Below are 13,605 nucleotides of genomic sequence, written 5' to 3'. Positions count from 1 at the left end.
GCGCAAAGGTCATTCGTAAGCCGCGGCCAAACGACCACGAAAACAACCAGTTTCGTTCCGTTACTAAGGCGACCCCTGGTAGACGCGGGCTTGTTCGGCGCGGGTGATCTTCTCTGCGTCGAGCTGTATGCGGGCCGCCGCGTCGCAGTTATCCGGGGCTGCATAGACTTTGGCGTCGCTCACCGTCGTGAAGTCTGAGCTGTCGACGGCGTAGCCCTCTGACTCGATACGGTCGATCAGCCGTATCTGCGGTTGGCGTCGCTGATAGACGTCAGCACCACCCTGTTTGAGGATCTCGTCCAGTTTGTCAAACACATTCTGCGCCAGCTTCATTGCCGCAATTGCTCTATCCCCGTATTGCATGATTCCGGTGCGGGTGATCGGGGCGGCGGCCGGCACCTTATCAGTCACCGTCGCGATCACCGCGGCCAGCTCGTCAAGGACCTCGCAGGCCGCCACACCCATCGCCCGGTGACCCAGAGTGGATTCAATTTCGGTGCGCTGGCGCTGAAGAAGGTCGCCCAGCGCATGCAAGCTCTGAAACATTAAGTGCCCTTCTTGGCTCAGACGATGCCCCGGACGACGACTCTAGGCCGTGCCGCACGTGCGGCGGGCACGAGCCGCGCGATAGACGTTTTGGAGCGCCGCGTACTGGTCCTGGTTCAACACACGGCCGTTGAGGTGCTCGATGAGCGCCACGACGGCAAGGACGTCGCTGGTGCCCCAAGCTTGGATAGGCGAGACGCTCTCATGTTGACCAACGACGAATACTCCTCGCCCATGCTCTGCTCGCACCAGGCCGTTGCGGAGCAAGTGTTCGATGGCGTGCCGCACGGTCATGCGCGCGACACCGAAGTGCGCCACGAGCGCGGCTTCGGAGGGAAGCCGATCCCCGGGCACGTACCTTCTCCGTTGGATGGCCGCGGAAAGCAGGGCTGCAATCTGTTCGTACACAGGACGATTGGCTGTCCGATCGATTATGCCAAGATGTTTCGTCTGATCGATGTGCTTCACGGTCAGCGGCCTTTGACCGGGGTTTCGTCGGGAGCGGGGCCGCCCGGTGTGGCGGTGTCGGGTGCCGCCGCAGGCGGTGGGATGGGCCTGGGGTGGCGTCCGTTGGCGGGGGCCGGTGGTGGCTGGAATGTGGGTTTAGGCGGCGTAGCGCGTGGTGCCGCGGGGCGCGGCTGGCCGTGGTCGGGCTTGTTGTGGGAGTGGTGCAGTTTGTGTGCGACGTGGGCGGCGACGGCGGCGCCGGCGACGACTTCGGGGGCGGCCACGGCGGCGGCGGCTTCGCCCGCGGTGGTCGCGGTTGCGGCGGCGCGTGCCGTCGTGCTGCCGGCGCTGGCTGTGCGAGCAGCAGCAGCGGCGCTTGGGGCCGCGGATGTGGTGGTCGGCGAGGCGGCGGTGGTGGTGGGACCGCTGGGTGGCGCCGGCGGGTGGGGTTTGCGGCCGCGCCCGGGTGTGGGGGGCCGCCCGCCGGGGGGTCGGCCGCCGGCGGGTGCTCCGGTGAGGGGTTTGCCGGAGTCGCCGTCGGCGGTGGTACTGGTGTTCCAGGGTGCGCGGGCACCCAGGTCGCGGCCGCGTTGGTAGCCGTCGCGGCCATGGCGGGCCAGTTCGGTCACGGCGTGGGTGAGTTCGTGGCGGTTGTGGTCTCCGAGTTGGTGTTTGAGCCAGCGGAAGGCGCCGATGGCGGCGGCGGAGAACAGGGCGATCATGATGAGCCGGGCCAGCGGGTGGGTCATGCCGACTTGGTCGGCGTAGCCGCCGCGGGCGGCCATTTTCAGCACGATGAGCGCTGTTACGGAGATGTAGAGGGTGTAGGCGAACAGCAGCGCGGCGTGTTTGAAGAACAGGGTGAGGCGGCGGGCGGCGCGGCGGCGGGGTGCGCCGTGGATCATGGCGGGCCCGGCCGCGACGACGGAGAGCAGCGCGTTGAGCAGGGCCGCGCAGCAGGCCATGACGTAGCTGTAGGTGACGTAGCAGATGAACAAGGCGAAGATGGCGCCGAGCAGGCTGTAGAACAGGCCCAGGGCCAGGTTGGAGCCGTCGAGGTGTTGGGCGAAGCTCAGCGCCTGCGGTGCTCCGCAACGGGTCATGGCGTGCGCGGGACCGGCCAGGTCGCCGGGGTCGTGCGGGGTGAGCATCGCGGCGGTGTAGGCCTGGCCGCAGCCGCCGATGTTGTCGATGGGTTCGCCGAAGTTCATCAGCTGTAGCGGCATTCGCACGGTGGCATCGGCGATGAGCCCGGTCAGGTGTTGCAGTTGGGCTCCGCCGCCGCCGGGGGTGATGGCGCCGTTGTTCAGGCCTGCTTGGGCGACGGTGAAGCCGAGGTTGCGTCCTTGGGTCAGGAGCCCGTTTTCGCGGTAGAGGTCGGATAAGGGGTCGCCGGTGAGCATCATGCCGAGAATGCCGACGGCCGTGGTGGACAACATGATTCCGGCACCGAAGCCTTTGCGGCCGTGCCAGAGCAGGTGGTAGGCGCCGACCCCGAGGCCCAGGGTCAGGCAGATGGGGAAGACCCACAGGTCGGCCAGGATGGTGCGTAGTGTTTCGAAGATCGGGCGCAGCCAGGTGGTCAGCCAGTAGAGCCAGGTGTTGGACATCGCGAAGCGCATCAGCCACAGCGCCAGGGTGATCATGAAGATGTAAGCGGCGGCCTGGGCGGAGAGCAGCTCGGCGACGGCTTCGTGGGTCAGGCCGGTGTTGAGCGCGTTGGCCAGCCAGCGAGCCCAGCTGGAGGGGTCGGCGGATAGGCCGGGGCCGGCTTTGGTGATCGCCTCGCTGGTGGAGACGACCGAGAGGTAGTAGTTGCCGACGGGGACGCCGTAGCTGTCGGTGATGCCGGTCCAGTTCAGGGCTCCGCCGATGGTGGAGGCTGCGGCCGGCGGCGCGGCCGCCACCGACCAGCTGGCCAGCCAGTGCAGGGTGAACCACACGGTGGCGGCGCGGCGCAGCCGGGGTCGGGTGGCCAGTTGGTAGCCGAGGTATTCGGCGGCGCGTCCGGCGGTGGTGGTGGGTGCGGCGGGGGTGGTGTTCATGCGGCTTGGCCTGGGGTGGTGTCGTAGGCGCGGTGCACGCCCGTGTCGGGTTCGGCGGCGACCCAGATGGGGGATTTGCGGCGGAATTCGTCGACGAAGAATCCGTAGCCTTGCCGCTGGCCGCGGTGGGCGTCACCTGCGGTGGTGTTCTCGTCGTGGTTGTCGAAGGTGGTGGGGTCGCGCATTTCGTGGGCGCAGGGTTGGGCGAGGAAGAATTCTTCGATGTCGCCGTAGTCGTCGGCGCGGATACCGACTTTGCCAGCGACTTGTCGTGCGAGGTCGTCGTTTTCGAACGGCATGATCAGTTGTTGGGTGATGAATTCGTCGCCCATCAGGGCGAGGTCTTTGATGGGGTTCTGGGTGATGATCAGCAATCCGGTGTAGTGCTTGCGAGCGCGGCGGCTGATCAGGTGGGCGTCATCGGCGCCGGCGCGGCTGTTGAGCAGCCCGGCGGCTTCCTCGAGGACGATGAGCCCGAAGCGCTGCGGGTCGGCGAAGAAGGTGACCCGCGCCAGGCGCACCAGCATGCCGTAGATGGCGACTGAGGCGCGCTTGCGGTCCGACAGGTTGGCGGCCAGGTGCGGGGTGCTCATTTCCTCGGCGGTGGGCAGGTCCAGGCTGCCGGTGAGCCAGACCGTGACATCGAGGGTGGCCAGGTCGGGCACGGGCAGGGTGTCATCGAAGATGGCGCGGGTGAAGTCGTAGGTGGCCCAGGATTGCAGGGCGGCCAGGATGGGGGCGAGGTCCTCGGCGAGCCGGATGACCTGCGGTGCGCGGTCGTCGGGCCCGGTAGCGGGTGCCTGGATGCGGCTGATGTAGCTCATGAGAGCGGCGGTGCTGGTGATGTCGAGGGCCGCCGCGACGTCGGCTTGCAGGATGGCGCGCAGGCGTTGCACGGCGACGCTGCGGCGGTCCAGGCTCATCATCGGGAGCATGTAGTCCAGCCAGTAGGCGGCGGCGACGTCGGCAGGGAAGGTGCGCAGCGGGTCGCAGCTGAACTGGTCACCGGCCATGTCGATGACGGCTTTGTTGGGGACGTCGGCGAGGGCTTTTTCCCATTCGGTGCCGGGGTCGATGATGAATGCTTGTGCTCCGCGCTGGATTTCGGCGCGGGTGATGCGTTTGGCGGCATAGGATTTGCCGTAGCCCAGGGCGCCGCTGCAGACCAGGCAGGGGTTGCGGTTGCGGCGCGCGGTGCCGGGCAGGTCGAGCAGGACCGCGCTGCCCATCGCGTTGTGTCGGGTGAATCCGAGCAGGATTCCGGTGCTGTTGCCGACCATCGAGGAGGTGATCGGCACGAAGCGTGACCATTTGCGGGTGGTGGTGGGTTCGCTGAATTGGTCGGCGCCGGTTTTGTGGTGGGGTGCCCCGGGATTGAAGGCGGCCCATAGCCGGGTTTGGGCGCCGCGGTAGTGACGGATGGCGATTTGGCCGGAGCCGGTGAGTTCTTCGCGCAACCGTTTGACGCTGTAGTCCAGGGTGGCTTGGTCGGGGGCGCCGACGGCGATCAGGAAGGCGGCTTGCAGGGGGCGTTCGTCGATGTTGGCGTCAAGTTGGCGGCGGTATTCGGCGAGTTGGTGTGCGGTGGTGAGCAGTTGGGCGTCGCCGTTGGCGACGTCGCGGCGCTGGGTGAACTGGTCGTCGAGGTTGCCTTTGGCGCGGTCGTTGCGCACCGATTCCATTTCGCGGCTCAGCGTGACGAGGTTGACGGCGAAGTCGAAGACCGCACCGGTGTCCAGGTCGTCGAGGGCTTGCAGGAATTCCGAGCCGGGGAACACGATGCCGGCCTTGGGCATGTCGACGACCGGCAGGATGGCCTGGTAGCTGTCGGGGTAGAGGCCATCAGGGCTGGCCACGCGCAGCGTTTTCACCGTCGACGGGATGCGGCGCACACCAGCGGTCCAGGCGCCGGCGGCGGCCACGGCCGCCGTGGCGGTGATCGCGGCCAGTGCGGGCAGCCCGGCTACGGCGCATACCGCGGCAATCACGCCGAGGATGGCCGCGCCCAGGTGCAGCGGCAACGCGCGCCCGCGGTGGTGGTGCTGGTCACCGGTGTCGAAGACCGCCTCGGGCAGTGTGGTGCCCTCGAGGCGACCGATCGCGTTGTGGTGGCGCGGCATGGGGTTGTCGAACACCCCACGCCAGGCGTTGTGCCGCCAAAACCAGTTGGTCATGTCTTCGGTAACCGCTACGGGGGTGAATTCTTCGGGCAGGGCGGTGATGACGTCGTGGGACAGCCGCTGGTAGGCGGCCACCGAATTGTCAGAGTCTTTGTCACGGCCAATCGCCCAGTCGCGCAGTTTGGCGGCTTGCCCCATGGGGCTGTGCCCCGCGCGGCCGGCGTCGACGGGGATGGCCAGCCAGAAGATGCGGGTGCGGGGGCGTTGCTCGGCAAGCACGGGCGCCATCTGGCGGCAAGAGTTGATCCAGCGTGGTTTGTCGCGGTGCCCGGCGAGCATGGCCCGCAACAGCTGACGTTGACTTTGTGGCACGGACAGGCCGTAAATCCATGTCCCGGCGGGGATTTCACGGGCCAGGGTTTGGTGGCGGTCCGCCACCCCGGTGCGCCGTTTGGTCGATTGCAGATAGTAGGGCAGACCCGACAGCAGGTAGTGGGCGTAGACGCCGTGGCGGGTGAAGCTGAGGTTGCCGATCACGGTGTGCGGGGGGGCCAGCAGCGGGCCGCCGGTGCTGGTGGCTTGCCGAGGGCACACGGTGCGCCACAGGCTGTGCAGGCGAAAACCCAGGCTGGGCCGCCCACGTGGCAGCAGTGCGGCGCCACCGGCGGCGGTGGCGGTGATCAGTGCCCCGCCGATCAGGGTGGCGCGGGCGTGCCCGGAGTCGAGCATCGCCACGGTGAGCGCCACGGTCAGGACGGCACCGCCGTAAAGGCTGATAGCCACCGGCAGCCGCAGCGGTTTGTTGAACAAGATGTTGGTGTAGACGGGGATGTCGTGCACACCTTTGAACAGCTGTGCTGATTCGGTCATGGGAAGGCTCCTGAACCCGCTGTCGGGTGCGGTGTGTCGGGGGTTGTTGCGCGCGATGGGGTGTTATTGGCCGAATTGGCCGGTGGTGATGCCGGTGCGGTCGGTGGTGCGTTTGGCCGAGGTGTAGATGGCGTAGCCCGAGCCCACGACGACGGCCACCACAACGGCGACCAGGGCCCAGGCGACGGTTTCGCCGATGCGTCCGCCGAAGAAGGCGCCGGCGGCGCGGGTGCCCCCGGCGAGCAGGATCAAGATGACCAGGACGCCGACACCGATGGTGTAGAGCGAGTGGCTGCCAGAGACCAGGTCGGTGGCAGCCAGCAGGGTCGGGGTGGTGGTAGCGAGAAACATTGTGAATTTCCTTTCGTGGGTGGGGAATTGGGTGTCGCATGTTAGCGCGGCGCTGCGGCCGCGGCGGGGATGACGGGGGTCAGTTCGGCGCCCGCGGCCAGTAGCGGTGCGTAGTCCAGGCCGGTGACGCTCCAGCGGCCGGAGGTGACTTTCAGCGCGATCGGGTAGTCCAGTTGCACGGGGGCAAATTGGGCGGTGACGGCGCTGACGGTGGCCAGCACATGCAGCGTGGTGCCCTCGGCGGGCACCGTGTCTTCGGGTGCGGAGTGGTTGGCAACGAGTTTGGTGACTTGGGCCGAGCGGTAGTCCGCGGCGGCCAGGAGTCCGGAGTCGGGGGTGACGTAGCGTTCCAGCCCCGGCGCAGCGGTCAGGAAGCTGCTAACGAAGCCGCTGACGGTGGCGAAGGCCGGTGAGGTGGCAGCCAGGGCGCTGGGGTAGCCCAGGGGTGCATCCGCGCCGACACCGGGGCCGTTGATGCGGGCGGGTAGCGCGTTGGCCCGCACTCCGTAGCGGGTGTAGAGGACGGGCAGTCGGTAGTAGGTGGTGTGGGGGGTGGCGGCTTCGAAGGGCCGTTCGGCCACGGTGATGACCACGCTCCATTGCTGGGTGGTGTCGTTATCGCTGACCAGGGTGACCGCCGAGACCGCGGGGGAGCTGACGAGGACGGCCGGGGTGGTGGGCAGGCGCAGCGGTTCGTGCAGTGACCAGCAGTCGTGCAGGGACTGCTGGCGGGCGGCGGTGGCGGTCAGCCAGCGGGTCACGCAGTCCTGGGCGTAGGAGCCGACCAGGGCGGTGCGGTTGACCGCGCTGCGGGCGGGCCCGTCGACGTCGATCGGGTCGTCGGTGATCCAGCCCCAGATGGTGGAGAGGGCCACGACGCTGCAGGCGCTCAAGCCCACGGCAGCCACGGCGCGGCGCAGGCCGGTGCCGCTGGCCTCGAGTCGGTGGCGCCAAGTATTGGTCAGCATGGCGGTGCGCCTTCCTATTGGGGTGGGTGACCGAAGATCTTGATCGAGGAGATGGCAAAGGAGTTGTCGGCGGGGTCGGTGCGGGCGGGCTCGCCGGTCAATCCAGGTAGCACCGCGGGACTGCCCGCCGGTGGCGGCTCGGTAGCGGCCGGGCCGAGGACGTCGCCGAACAGCCCGCCGGAACCGGGTGCGGGGCTGGTGGTGGCGGCGGCGTCGGCGGGGGCGCGGCCAGTTTCCTGGATGAGCAGGATGACGCGGGAGGCCAGCACACCGCGCTCGGGCAGGGCTTTGGTGGCTTCGCCGTGCACACTGCCGGTGTCCTGAGAGATCGCGGTGGGTGGGCTGTCGTTGAAGCTCCATTGCACACGGGTGGCGACGCGGTGTTGGTGCCACTGGTCAACCCCGGAACTGTCGGTGCCGACCCAGCCCGGCGTCAGCGAGACGGCGGTGATGAGCATGCTGCGCCCGAGGTTGAGCACGACGAATTCACCGGCGTTGCCGCCGGTCACGCACACCCATGCCTGAGTGGGGTCAGGGCTGGCCGCGGCCTGGGCGGCCGTCGAGCCGGGAAGGCAGCCCACCGAGGTCGCCGTGAAAGGGATCGTCGAGTCATGCTCGCCGGCCCCGACGGTGGTGGTGGGGGCGGCAACGACACTGAGGTGGGTGGTGGGCCCGCCGGCCTGGCCGGTCTCGGCGACGTGCGGCTCGGTGCGCATGGCCATCAGCGCTCCGCTGGCGACCAGGGCCGCGGCCGCGGTCGCCCCGACGAAGCCGGCGGCGATCTTCTTGTTGTAGCGCGCCGCAGCCGGCGCCGCGGTGTCTTTGGTATCGCTCACCGCGAGGTCGTCGCCGGTGGGTTGCGCCGCGCGCGCCTCGGGGGTGACGAGCGCGTCGGGCGCCGCGTCTGCGTCGGCGTCCCTTATGTTGGGGTCGCTGTCAGCGTCGATGTCGTTGTCGGGCTTGGGTGAATCCAGATCGACTGGGGCCAGATCGACTGCGCTGGAATCGTTTTCCTGCGGCGGATCATCGACGTGGTCGTGCCCATAGTGGGTGGTTGCGCCGATGCCGGCGGGCGATGAACCGCTCGGCGCCGCAGATTCTGTAAAGCCGGTAGGAGTCTGGTCGCCGGGGTCCTCGGCGGGTCCGGCGTCGTCGATGTCGGGCGGGTCGAGGGCACCGGGATCGTCGGGGTGCGCCAGGACACCGACTCCGGAGTCGTCGATCTCGAGATCACTGAGGAAGTCAAGGGAGCGGTCCACGAATTGGACATCGTCGTCGGTGGATGGCCCGGTCATCGCCGGTGCCCGATCGGCATCGTCGCGGCGCACGCCGTGGCGATCGTTGTTGCCACAGCAAACTGTCGTGAGGCGATGCGCAGGACGCGAAGCACCGGACGCCACCCGCACATCGTGGCGGAACCGACACCCCTGAGAACATTGTGCACCATCGGCCGTATCCCTTTCTTCTTGGCTCAGCCTAAGGGATGGACTAACTCATATTCGACAGTTGTAGCGAAATACTTTGTCGGGTTGTTACGGTCTTTTCTGTGAAAGCGATACCTGCCGACGGGATCGAGCGGTTGATGTTCTTTCTGGAGGACCGTCTGGCACAGCTGCGATGGACCCGCCAGGACCTGGCTGCCGCCGGCGGCCCAGCCCCCTCGACGCTGCGCAAAGCGCGGCTGCGCGAGGGCCTGTTCGCGCCGCGGACGTTGGCGCAACTGGACTTCGCCCTGGGCTGGCAAGAAGGCTCCGCGGAAGCCATCATGGCCGGCGCCAGCCCCGCGGTGCGGATATCAGACCTGGTCAACTCGTGTTCTGCTGGCATGGAGGCGGCGCTCGCCGACAGCGAACGCTACCTGGTGGGGCGGTATGCGATGGAGTTGAAAAAGTTCCTCGACGATGTCGCGTTAAGGCTGAGCGCCTTTTACACTGAACCTGTACCCACCGCGGAGGGCGGCCCCGATGACCGTTCCCGCTGACAGGTTCGACGAGATCCGCCGCAAGTGGATCGCCCGTAACCAACGGACATTTATATTCCAGAAAAGGCGCGCCGAATTGTTGGCACGCCAAATTAGGGACCGCGATACACAACGCACCGGCGCCCGTGTCGATACTGCCGATGATGACGTTATTCATCCGTGGTATATGCGGCCGGTAAAAACACCGTACGCAATGCTGGATTGGGCCATTTTCATGACCGGCGCGGTAATGGCCCCGATCGGATGGCCGGTTGGTAAAGCGTTATCGAAAGCCATTGTGCAGCTAATCCCCGGTGAGCTGCGGTCCTACCCGGTGGCGGCGTTGCTGTGGGCCGCGGCGCTCATCGGTGCCCCGATGCCGCTGATCTACGAGCCGGGGGATTCGTTGTCCTCGGCGGTGCTGGCGCCGTGGCTGGCCGCCCAGATCCCGGCGGCACTGCTCATCGCCGGCCTCTATGGCATCGCCGAAGGCTGGCTGGCTGTCGACGGGGCCCGGGACTGGTGGCCGATGAGCCCGGCCGAGGAAGCCGAGGAGATCGATTTCGGGTTCACCGGACCCGACGACATGACCGGGCCCGGGATCTTCCCCACCGGTGAAGATGACCCACCGGGTGACCCCAGCCCACCTAGAAGGAGGCCCTGATGTCGCTCCGCTCGCCGTCCCCGTACTGCGGCTTTCACCGCCGAGAAGACAAACTGTCGTTGGCCGCCGGCGCGGCGCACGTGCTGGTGTCCGCGCCCACCGAGACCGGGAAAACCCGCGCCGTGCTGGCCCCGGCCGCCGTCCTGTGGGGCGGGCCGGCGGTCTGCGTGTCCTCCAAAGACGACCTGATGTGGCTGGTCTGTCAACGCCGTTGGGGGCCAAAGCAAGTCATCGACCTACGCCCGGACTACTCCGCGGCCTACCCCGCTGACGTGCAGGTGCGCTCGTTTGACCCGACCGCGCTGATCACCACACCCGATGAAGCCGTGACGGTCGGCAACACGATGATGCAGATGGCCGCAGTGGGTACCGGCTCGGGCATCGATCAGGTCTCCGACGCCGGGCTCTGGGAGAACAACACCGAAGCGCCCCTGGCGGCGATGCTGTACGCGGCCTCACCGTGCGGCAACGGCAAAGGCATCGGCTGGGTGCTGCTGGCCACCGACAACATGGAAAAAGACGACAAGAAGCCCGACACGCCGGGCTGGCACGCCGCCGCACGCCAAGTCGAGAACCTCCCGTTGCTTCGCAACGGGCTGATGCGCACCCTGGCGATGGAACAGCGGATGCGCGACAGCATCGCGCTGACCATGCGCAAAGCGGTCTCGCCGTGGATGCGCCTGGCGCTGCGCGGCAGCACCGATCCCTCGTTCGACGAAGCGTTCCTCGACCAGCCTGATGCCACGCTGTTCATCCTCGCCCCCGCTGAAGGCGCGATCGCCGGCGCCGCCGTCACCTTGCTCGAGCACCTGGTGCGCCGCTGGCGCGGCAAAACTACCCGCAAAGAGATGCTGCACCGGCTTTTGATCACCGTCGACGAGGCCGCCAACGTCGCCCCCATGCCCGCACTGCGCCGACACGTCTCGGAAGGCCGCGGCCTCGGAGTCAACCTACTGCTCTCGGTGCAGGCCTCCTGCCAGTTCGACACCGTCTACGGCAGCGCCTATGCCCGGGAGCTGCGCGCCACGTTCCCCGCGGCACTGATCATGTACGGCGCTGATGAAATGGAGATGCTGCAACGCGCCGAACAATGGTCCCGCGAAACCACCCGCCGCCAAGAATCCTTCGATCAGGCCAGCGGCGCCAAAACACTGTCCTCGCACCTAGGCCCGAGTCTGGACTACCGCAGGCTGCTCCCTCAGAACGTCGGCCACGCACGGCTGCTGCACCGCGGCACCGCCGGCATCGCCACCGAACTACCGGACTGGCCCGAATTTGTGCGCCGCTACGACCACGCCATAGACACCCTACTCAAAAGCGTTGTACCACAGGTCAAACCACAAACACCGTGGGAATGGGTAGTCGCGCGCCACCGGCGCGCAAAAGAAGCAGGAGGACGATGAACGCGGCACAGCTGCGCGCAGAACTGATCGAGGTCCTGGCCGGCACATGCGAGCCGATGACGACCAGCGCGGCGCGTAGCGCGCTGAGCCAAAGAGCCGGCGACCGGGTGCGGCCGGTAGTTGCCGAAGAGGTCTACCGGGCGCTACTGATCCTGCAACGCCACGGCGCAGTACGCCGCGTTCATGACCAGCCGGGCCGGCTGGCCCACTGGGAGCTGACACAAAATGCTCGGCCACCAGCACAGCAGGGACAGCGGCGATGAGCACCCGCGTCTGCGCCGATGCACGCGATCCGGCCACATCTACTGCTGTTGCGGGAGAGGCCATGTGGATCGTCGCAGTCGACGCCCTGGTGGTTGTGGTATTGACGCTGGTTTTCAGCTGCATCGGCGCTGGTGAGAACGAACTGACGACATGGCCGATGCCTGCGAGGCACGTCTGCGGGCCAGCCGGTGCGCGTAGCTGTGTTGTCGCGGCAGGGATTTCGATCAACACGGAGGGATGTCGTGAACGATAAAACAGAGACAACCGCTGACGCCGGTGCCGGCCCGGGCCCACTCGTCGAGGCAGAGACCATCAAGCCTGACAGGTATATCGCGACCGTCGAAGCCCAAGCGCTCCAATTGACCTCGGCGTCGGCAGCGACCATCGTCGAATGGCTGGGACTTGCTGACCGGTGCTGCTTTCCGGCTGGGGTCAACCCGGCCACCGGCGCCGACGAACCGGGCTATCTTCTGATCCCGACGCCGATCGGTGATGTGCGCGCCGACCTCGGCGACTACGTCGTGCAGCTCTCCGGCGGGGCGGCCTGGCCCTGCAAGCCCGAGGTATTCACTGCGGCCTACCGACGGCAACCATGACCCGCCCGCACACCGGCCCACCTGCGGAGGCCACGGCGCATCTGCCGCTGCTGCTGATCGGACTGCGGTGGCTGCTGGACACCGAACAACCAGCCGGAGCACTCATCTACCCGCGCGGCCAGACGTTGAACTCCGTCGGCAACCGCAGACTGAGGTTCACCCCGGAAGGGTTCGATGGCCGCCCGGCGGTGGTCGTCGAGGTCAGCGACGCTGACCGGCCCCCCACCCGTAATCCGCGTAACACGTTGAGTGATAGCGAGATTGACGATTTAGCGTTTGTCCTCAGTGATTGCGGCGAACATGTCGGCGCAGCGTGGCGCGACGACACGCACCGCAGTGCCGCATTAGCGCTGGCCGCTAGCGCGCCATCGTCGTTGCTGGCAGCCGCAGCGCGGTACCGACAGGGCTGCCCAACCCACGGCGGTGCGCCGTGGTGCTGTAGCTGGTACCGCGACGGATCGCAGCGCGCCATCAGCATCCACGATGTGCACCGCGCGGCGGTGCAGTGCTCGCCGTCCGACGTGGCCACCGGTGAGCCAGACCTCACCGCTGCGGTGAGGATCGCACGCCGGCCCATGCACCCGCCTCGATCCAGCGGGTCGAGACGCAGCGCCGGTAACCGCGCGGGAAGGCACCCGATGGTGTTTTCCGACCGATGTGTACTACGAGGCAAAGGATTACGATGAACGACGCACGCAGGTTCCCCTGGCTCAGCGGGTTGATCGCCGCCACGGTGATAGCTCTGTGGTTGCTCTACGTCGTCCTGCACGGCATGGTGACGATGAGCGTGGGTGTTGCGGCCATCGACGGGTGAGTCGAGTCGTCAGGGGTTGAGGATGTCGTCGAAGGGCGCATCGGGAGCGATCGGCAGGACCTCGATCGCTGCGGAGGCGCACAGCTCGGAGATCAACGCCGCGGTGCCGCCGATGATCGTGGAGTCGTCGTCGATCTCGGTGGCCACACACCAGGTGTGATCGGCCGGCCACATGAAATGCGGTGACTGGGCGGCGAAGGACGTCGTGTTGTCCCAGCGGCCGATGTGGACGGCCTGTTCGACAGCACCTTGGAACAGGTGGTAGCGGTCGCGGCCGGGCAGGGTGAAGGTGGGACCGGTCAGGTCCAGTTGCCAGTGCGCCGGCGCGGGCGGTGGTGGTGACAGGTCCGGCACCACGCCGTTGACGGGCAGGTAGGCGGTCAGTGTCACTCCGGGGCCGGCGTGCAGGGTCCCGCATCCTTGCCAGACGGCGGAAAAACAGTGCTGCGCGGTGGCGGCGTGGCGGGCCAGAACCGATTCTTATCTCTAGGAGAGGTAGATGAAAGTGGGTGTGACCAGCGGTGATACCGCCACGGTCATATCCATGACGGGGCCAT

Annotated in this window: 15 protein-coding genes; 7 read left to right on the top strand and 8 right to left on the bottom strand. The window is 67.4% G+C overall.

The genetic code is table 11. The features are described 5' to 3' along the window. Positions 1–63 precede the first annotated feature (63 nt). The 7 genes from AWC08_RS26665 to AWC08_RS36805 form a co-directional block, all read right to left on the bottom strand. On the bottom strand, positions 64–546 hold the full coding sequence (locus AWC08_RS26665; protein ID WP_069432809.1) for a hypothetical protein: 483 nt from the start codon (positions 544–546) through the stop codon (positions 64–66). A 42-nt stretch (positions 547–588) separates the two neighbouring features. Beyond that, positions 589–1,014, bottom strand: coding sequence for a GntR family transcriptional regulator (locus tag AWC08_RS26660; RefSeq protein WP_230493358.1), 426 nt, complete (start codon positions 1,012–1,014; stop codon positions 589–591). 2 nt (positions 1,015–1,016) lie between these two features. Beyond that, positions 1,017–3,038, bottom strand: a complete 2,022-nt coding sequence (locus tag AWC08_RS26655; RefSeq protein WP_069432810.1) for a hypothetical protein — start codon at positions 3,036–3,038, stop codon at positions 1,017–1,019. Then, on the bottom strand, positions 3,035–6,028 hold the full coding sequence (locus AWC08_RS26650; protein ID WP_069432811.1) for an ATP-binding protein: 2,994 nt from the start codon (positions 6,026–6,028) through the stop codon (positions 3,035–3,037). Before AWC08_RS26650 ends, AWC08_RS26655 begins: the two co-directional genes overlap by 4 nt. Positions 6,029–6,091: 63 nt before the next feature. Further along, entirely contained in the window at positions 6,092–6,379 is a 288-nt protein-coding gene (locus AWC08_RS26645) for a hypothetical protein (protein WP_054585968.1), read from the bottom strand. Between the two features lie 41 nt (positions 6,380–6,420). Beyond that, a complete protein-coding gene (locus AWC08_RS26640) occupies positions 6,421–7,347 on the bottom strand; it encodes a conjugal transfer protein (RefSeq protein WP_054585969.1) in 927 nt (308 codons plus the stop codon). A gap of 14 nt (positions 7,348–7,361) precedes the next feature. Further along, complete coding sequence (locus AWC08_RS36805; RefSeq protein ID WP_051445785.1) at positions 7,362–8,675, bottom strand: hypothetical protein; 1,314 nt, start codon at positions 8,673–8,675, stop codon at positions 7,362–7,364. Positions 8,676–8,893: 218 nt separating this feature from the next. Between AWC08_RS36805 and AWC08_RS26635 the strand changes: the two genes are divergently transcribed. The 7 genes from AWC08_RS26635 (at position 8,894) to AWC08_RS39235 (ending at position 13,048) form a co-directional block, all read left to right on the top strand. Continuing rightward, a complete protein-coding gene (locus AWC08_RS26635) occupies positions 8,894–9,328 on the top strand; it encodes a hypothetical protein (RefSeq protein ID WP_051445786.1) in 435 nt (144 codons plus the stop codon). A 193-nt stretch (positions 9,329–9,521) separates the two neighbouring features. Then, complete coding sequence (locus tag AWC08_RS26630) at positions 9,522–9,971, top strand: hypothetical protein (protein WP_232007742.1); 450 nt, start codon at positions 9,522–9,524, stop codon at positions 9,969–9,971. After that, positions 9,971–11,374 carry a type IV secretory system conjugative DNA transfer family protein gene (locus AWC08_RS26625; protein WP_069432812.1) on the top strand — a complete coding sequence of 468 codons (1,404 nt, stop codon included), beginning with the start codon at positions 9,971–9,973 and terminating at the stop codon, positions 11,372–11,374. Before AWC08_RS26630 ends, AWC08_RS26625 begins: the two co-directional genes overlap by 1 nt. Further along, the gene (locus AWC08_RS26620; RefSeq protein WP_069432813.1) at positions 11,371–11,637 is read left to right on the top strand and encodes a hypothetical protein; all 267 of its coding nucleotides are present in this window, start codon (positions 11,371–11,373) and stop codon (positions 11,635–11,637) included. The genes AWC08_RS26625 and AWC08_RS26620 overlap by 4 nt, the downstream gene beginning before the upstream one ends. A 243-nt stretch (positions 11,638–11,880) precedes the next feature. After that, positions 11,881–12,234, top strand: coding sequence for a hypothetical protein (locus AWC08_RS26615; RefSeq protein WP_042910087.1), 354 nt, complete (start codon positions 11,881–11,883; stop codon positions 12,232–12,234). Further along, positions 12,231–12,920: a hypothetical protein gene (locus AWC08_RS26610; protein WP_069432814.1), complete on the top strand. Its 690-nt coding sequence runs from the start codon at positions 12,231–12,233 to the stop codon at positions 12,918–12,920. The genes AWC08_RS26615 and AWC08_RS26610 overlap by 4 nt, the downstream gene beginning before the upstream one ends. Continuing rightward, positions 12,917–13,048 (top strand): hypothetical protein, encoded by a 132-nt coding sequence (locus AWC08_RS39235; RefSeq protein ID WP_254902492.1) that lies wholly within the window; start codon positions 12,917–12,919, stop codon positions 13,046–13,048. The genes AWC08_RS26610 and AWC08_RS39235 overlap by 4 nt, the downstream gene beginning before the upstream one ends. Positions 13,049–13,057: 9 nt before the next feature. On the opposite strand, the gene AWC08_RS26605 is transcribed toward AWC08_RS39235, so the two are convergent. Beyond that, positions 13,058–13,438: a hypothetical protein gene (locus AWC08_RS26605; protein ID WP_069432815.1), complete on the bottom strand. Its 381-nt coding sequence runs from the start codon at positions 13,436–13,438 to the stop codon at positions 13,058–13,060. Between the last annotated feature and the right edge of the window lie 167 nt (positions 13,439–13,605).

Source organism: Mycobacterium gordonae, from assembly GCF_002101675.1.
GTDB lineage: Bacteria > Actinomycetota > Actinomycetes > Mycobacteriales > Mycobacteriaceae > Mycobacterium > Mycobacterium gordonae.
Note: the sequence above shows the minus strand (reverse complement) of the source record. Positions and strands in the feature narration are given on the sequence as shown.

What these genes read in the sequence shown, in the direction of transcription:
- AWC08_RS26665 (WP_069432809.1), bottom strand. Translation starts at nt 546, where the DNA reads ATGTTTCAGAGCTTGCATGCGCTGGGCGACCTTCTTCAGCGCCAGCGC.
- AWC08_RS26655 (WP_069432810.1), bottom strand. Translation starts at nt 3,038, where the DNA reads ATGAACACCACCCCCGCCGCACCCACCACCACCGCCGGACGCGCCGCC.
- AWC08_RS26650 (WP_069432811.1), bottom strand. Translation starts at nt 6,028, where the DNA reads ATGACCGAATCAGCACAGCTGTTCAAAGGTGTGCACGACATCCCCGTC.
- AWC08_RS26645 (WP_054585968.1), bottom strand. Translation starts at nt 6,379, where the DNA reads ATGTTTCTCGCTACCACCACCCCGACCCTGCTGGCTGCCACCGACCTG.
- AWC08_RS26640 (WP_054585969.1), bottom strand. Translation starts at nt 7,347, where the DNA reads ATGCTGACCAATACTTGGCGCCACCGACTCGAGGCCAGCGGCACCGGC.
- AWC08_RS26630 (WP_232007742.1), top strand. Translation starts at nt 9,522, where the DNA reads ATGCTGGATTGGGCCATTTTCATGACCGGCGCGGTAATGGCCCCGATC.
- AWC08_RS26625 (WP_069432812.1), top strand. Translation starts at nt 9,971, where the DNA reads ATGTCGCTCCGCTCGCCGTCCCCGTACTGCGGCTTTCACCGCCGAGAA.
- AWC08_RS26620 (WP_069432813.1), top strand. Translation starts at nt 11,371, where the DNA reads ATGAACGCGGCACAGCTGCGCGCAGAACTGATCGAGGTCCTGGCCGGC.
- AWC08_RS26610 (WP_069432814.1), top strand. Translation starts at nt 12,231, where the DNA reads ATGACCCGCCCGCACACCGGCCCACCTGCGGAGGCCACGGCGCATCTG.
- AWC08_RS39235 (WP_254902492.1), top strand. Translation starts at nt 12,917, where the DNA reads ATGAACGACGCACGCAGGTTCCCCTGGCTCAGCGGGTTGATCGCCGCC.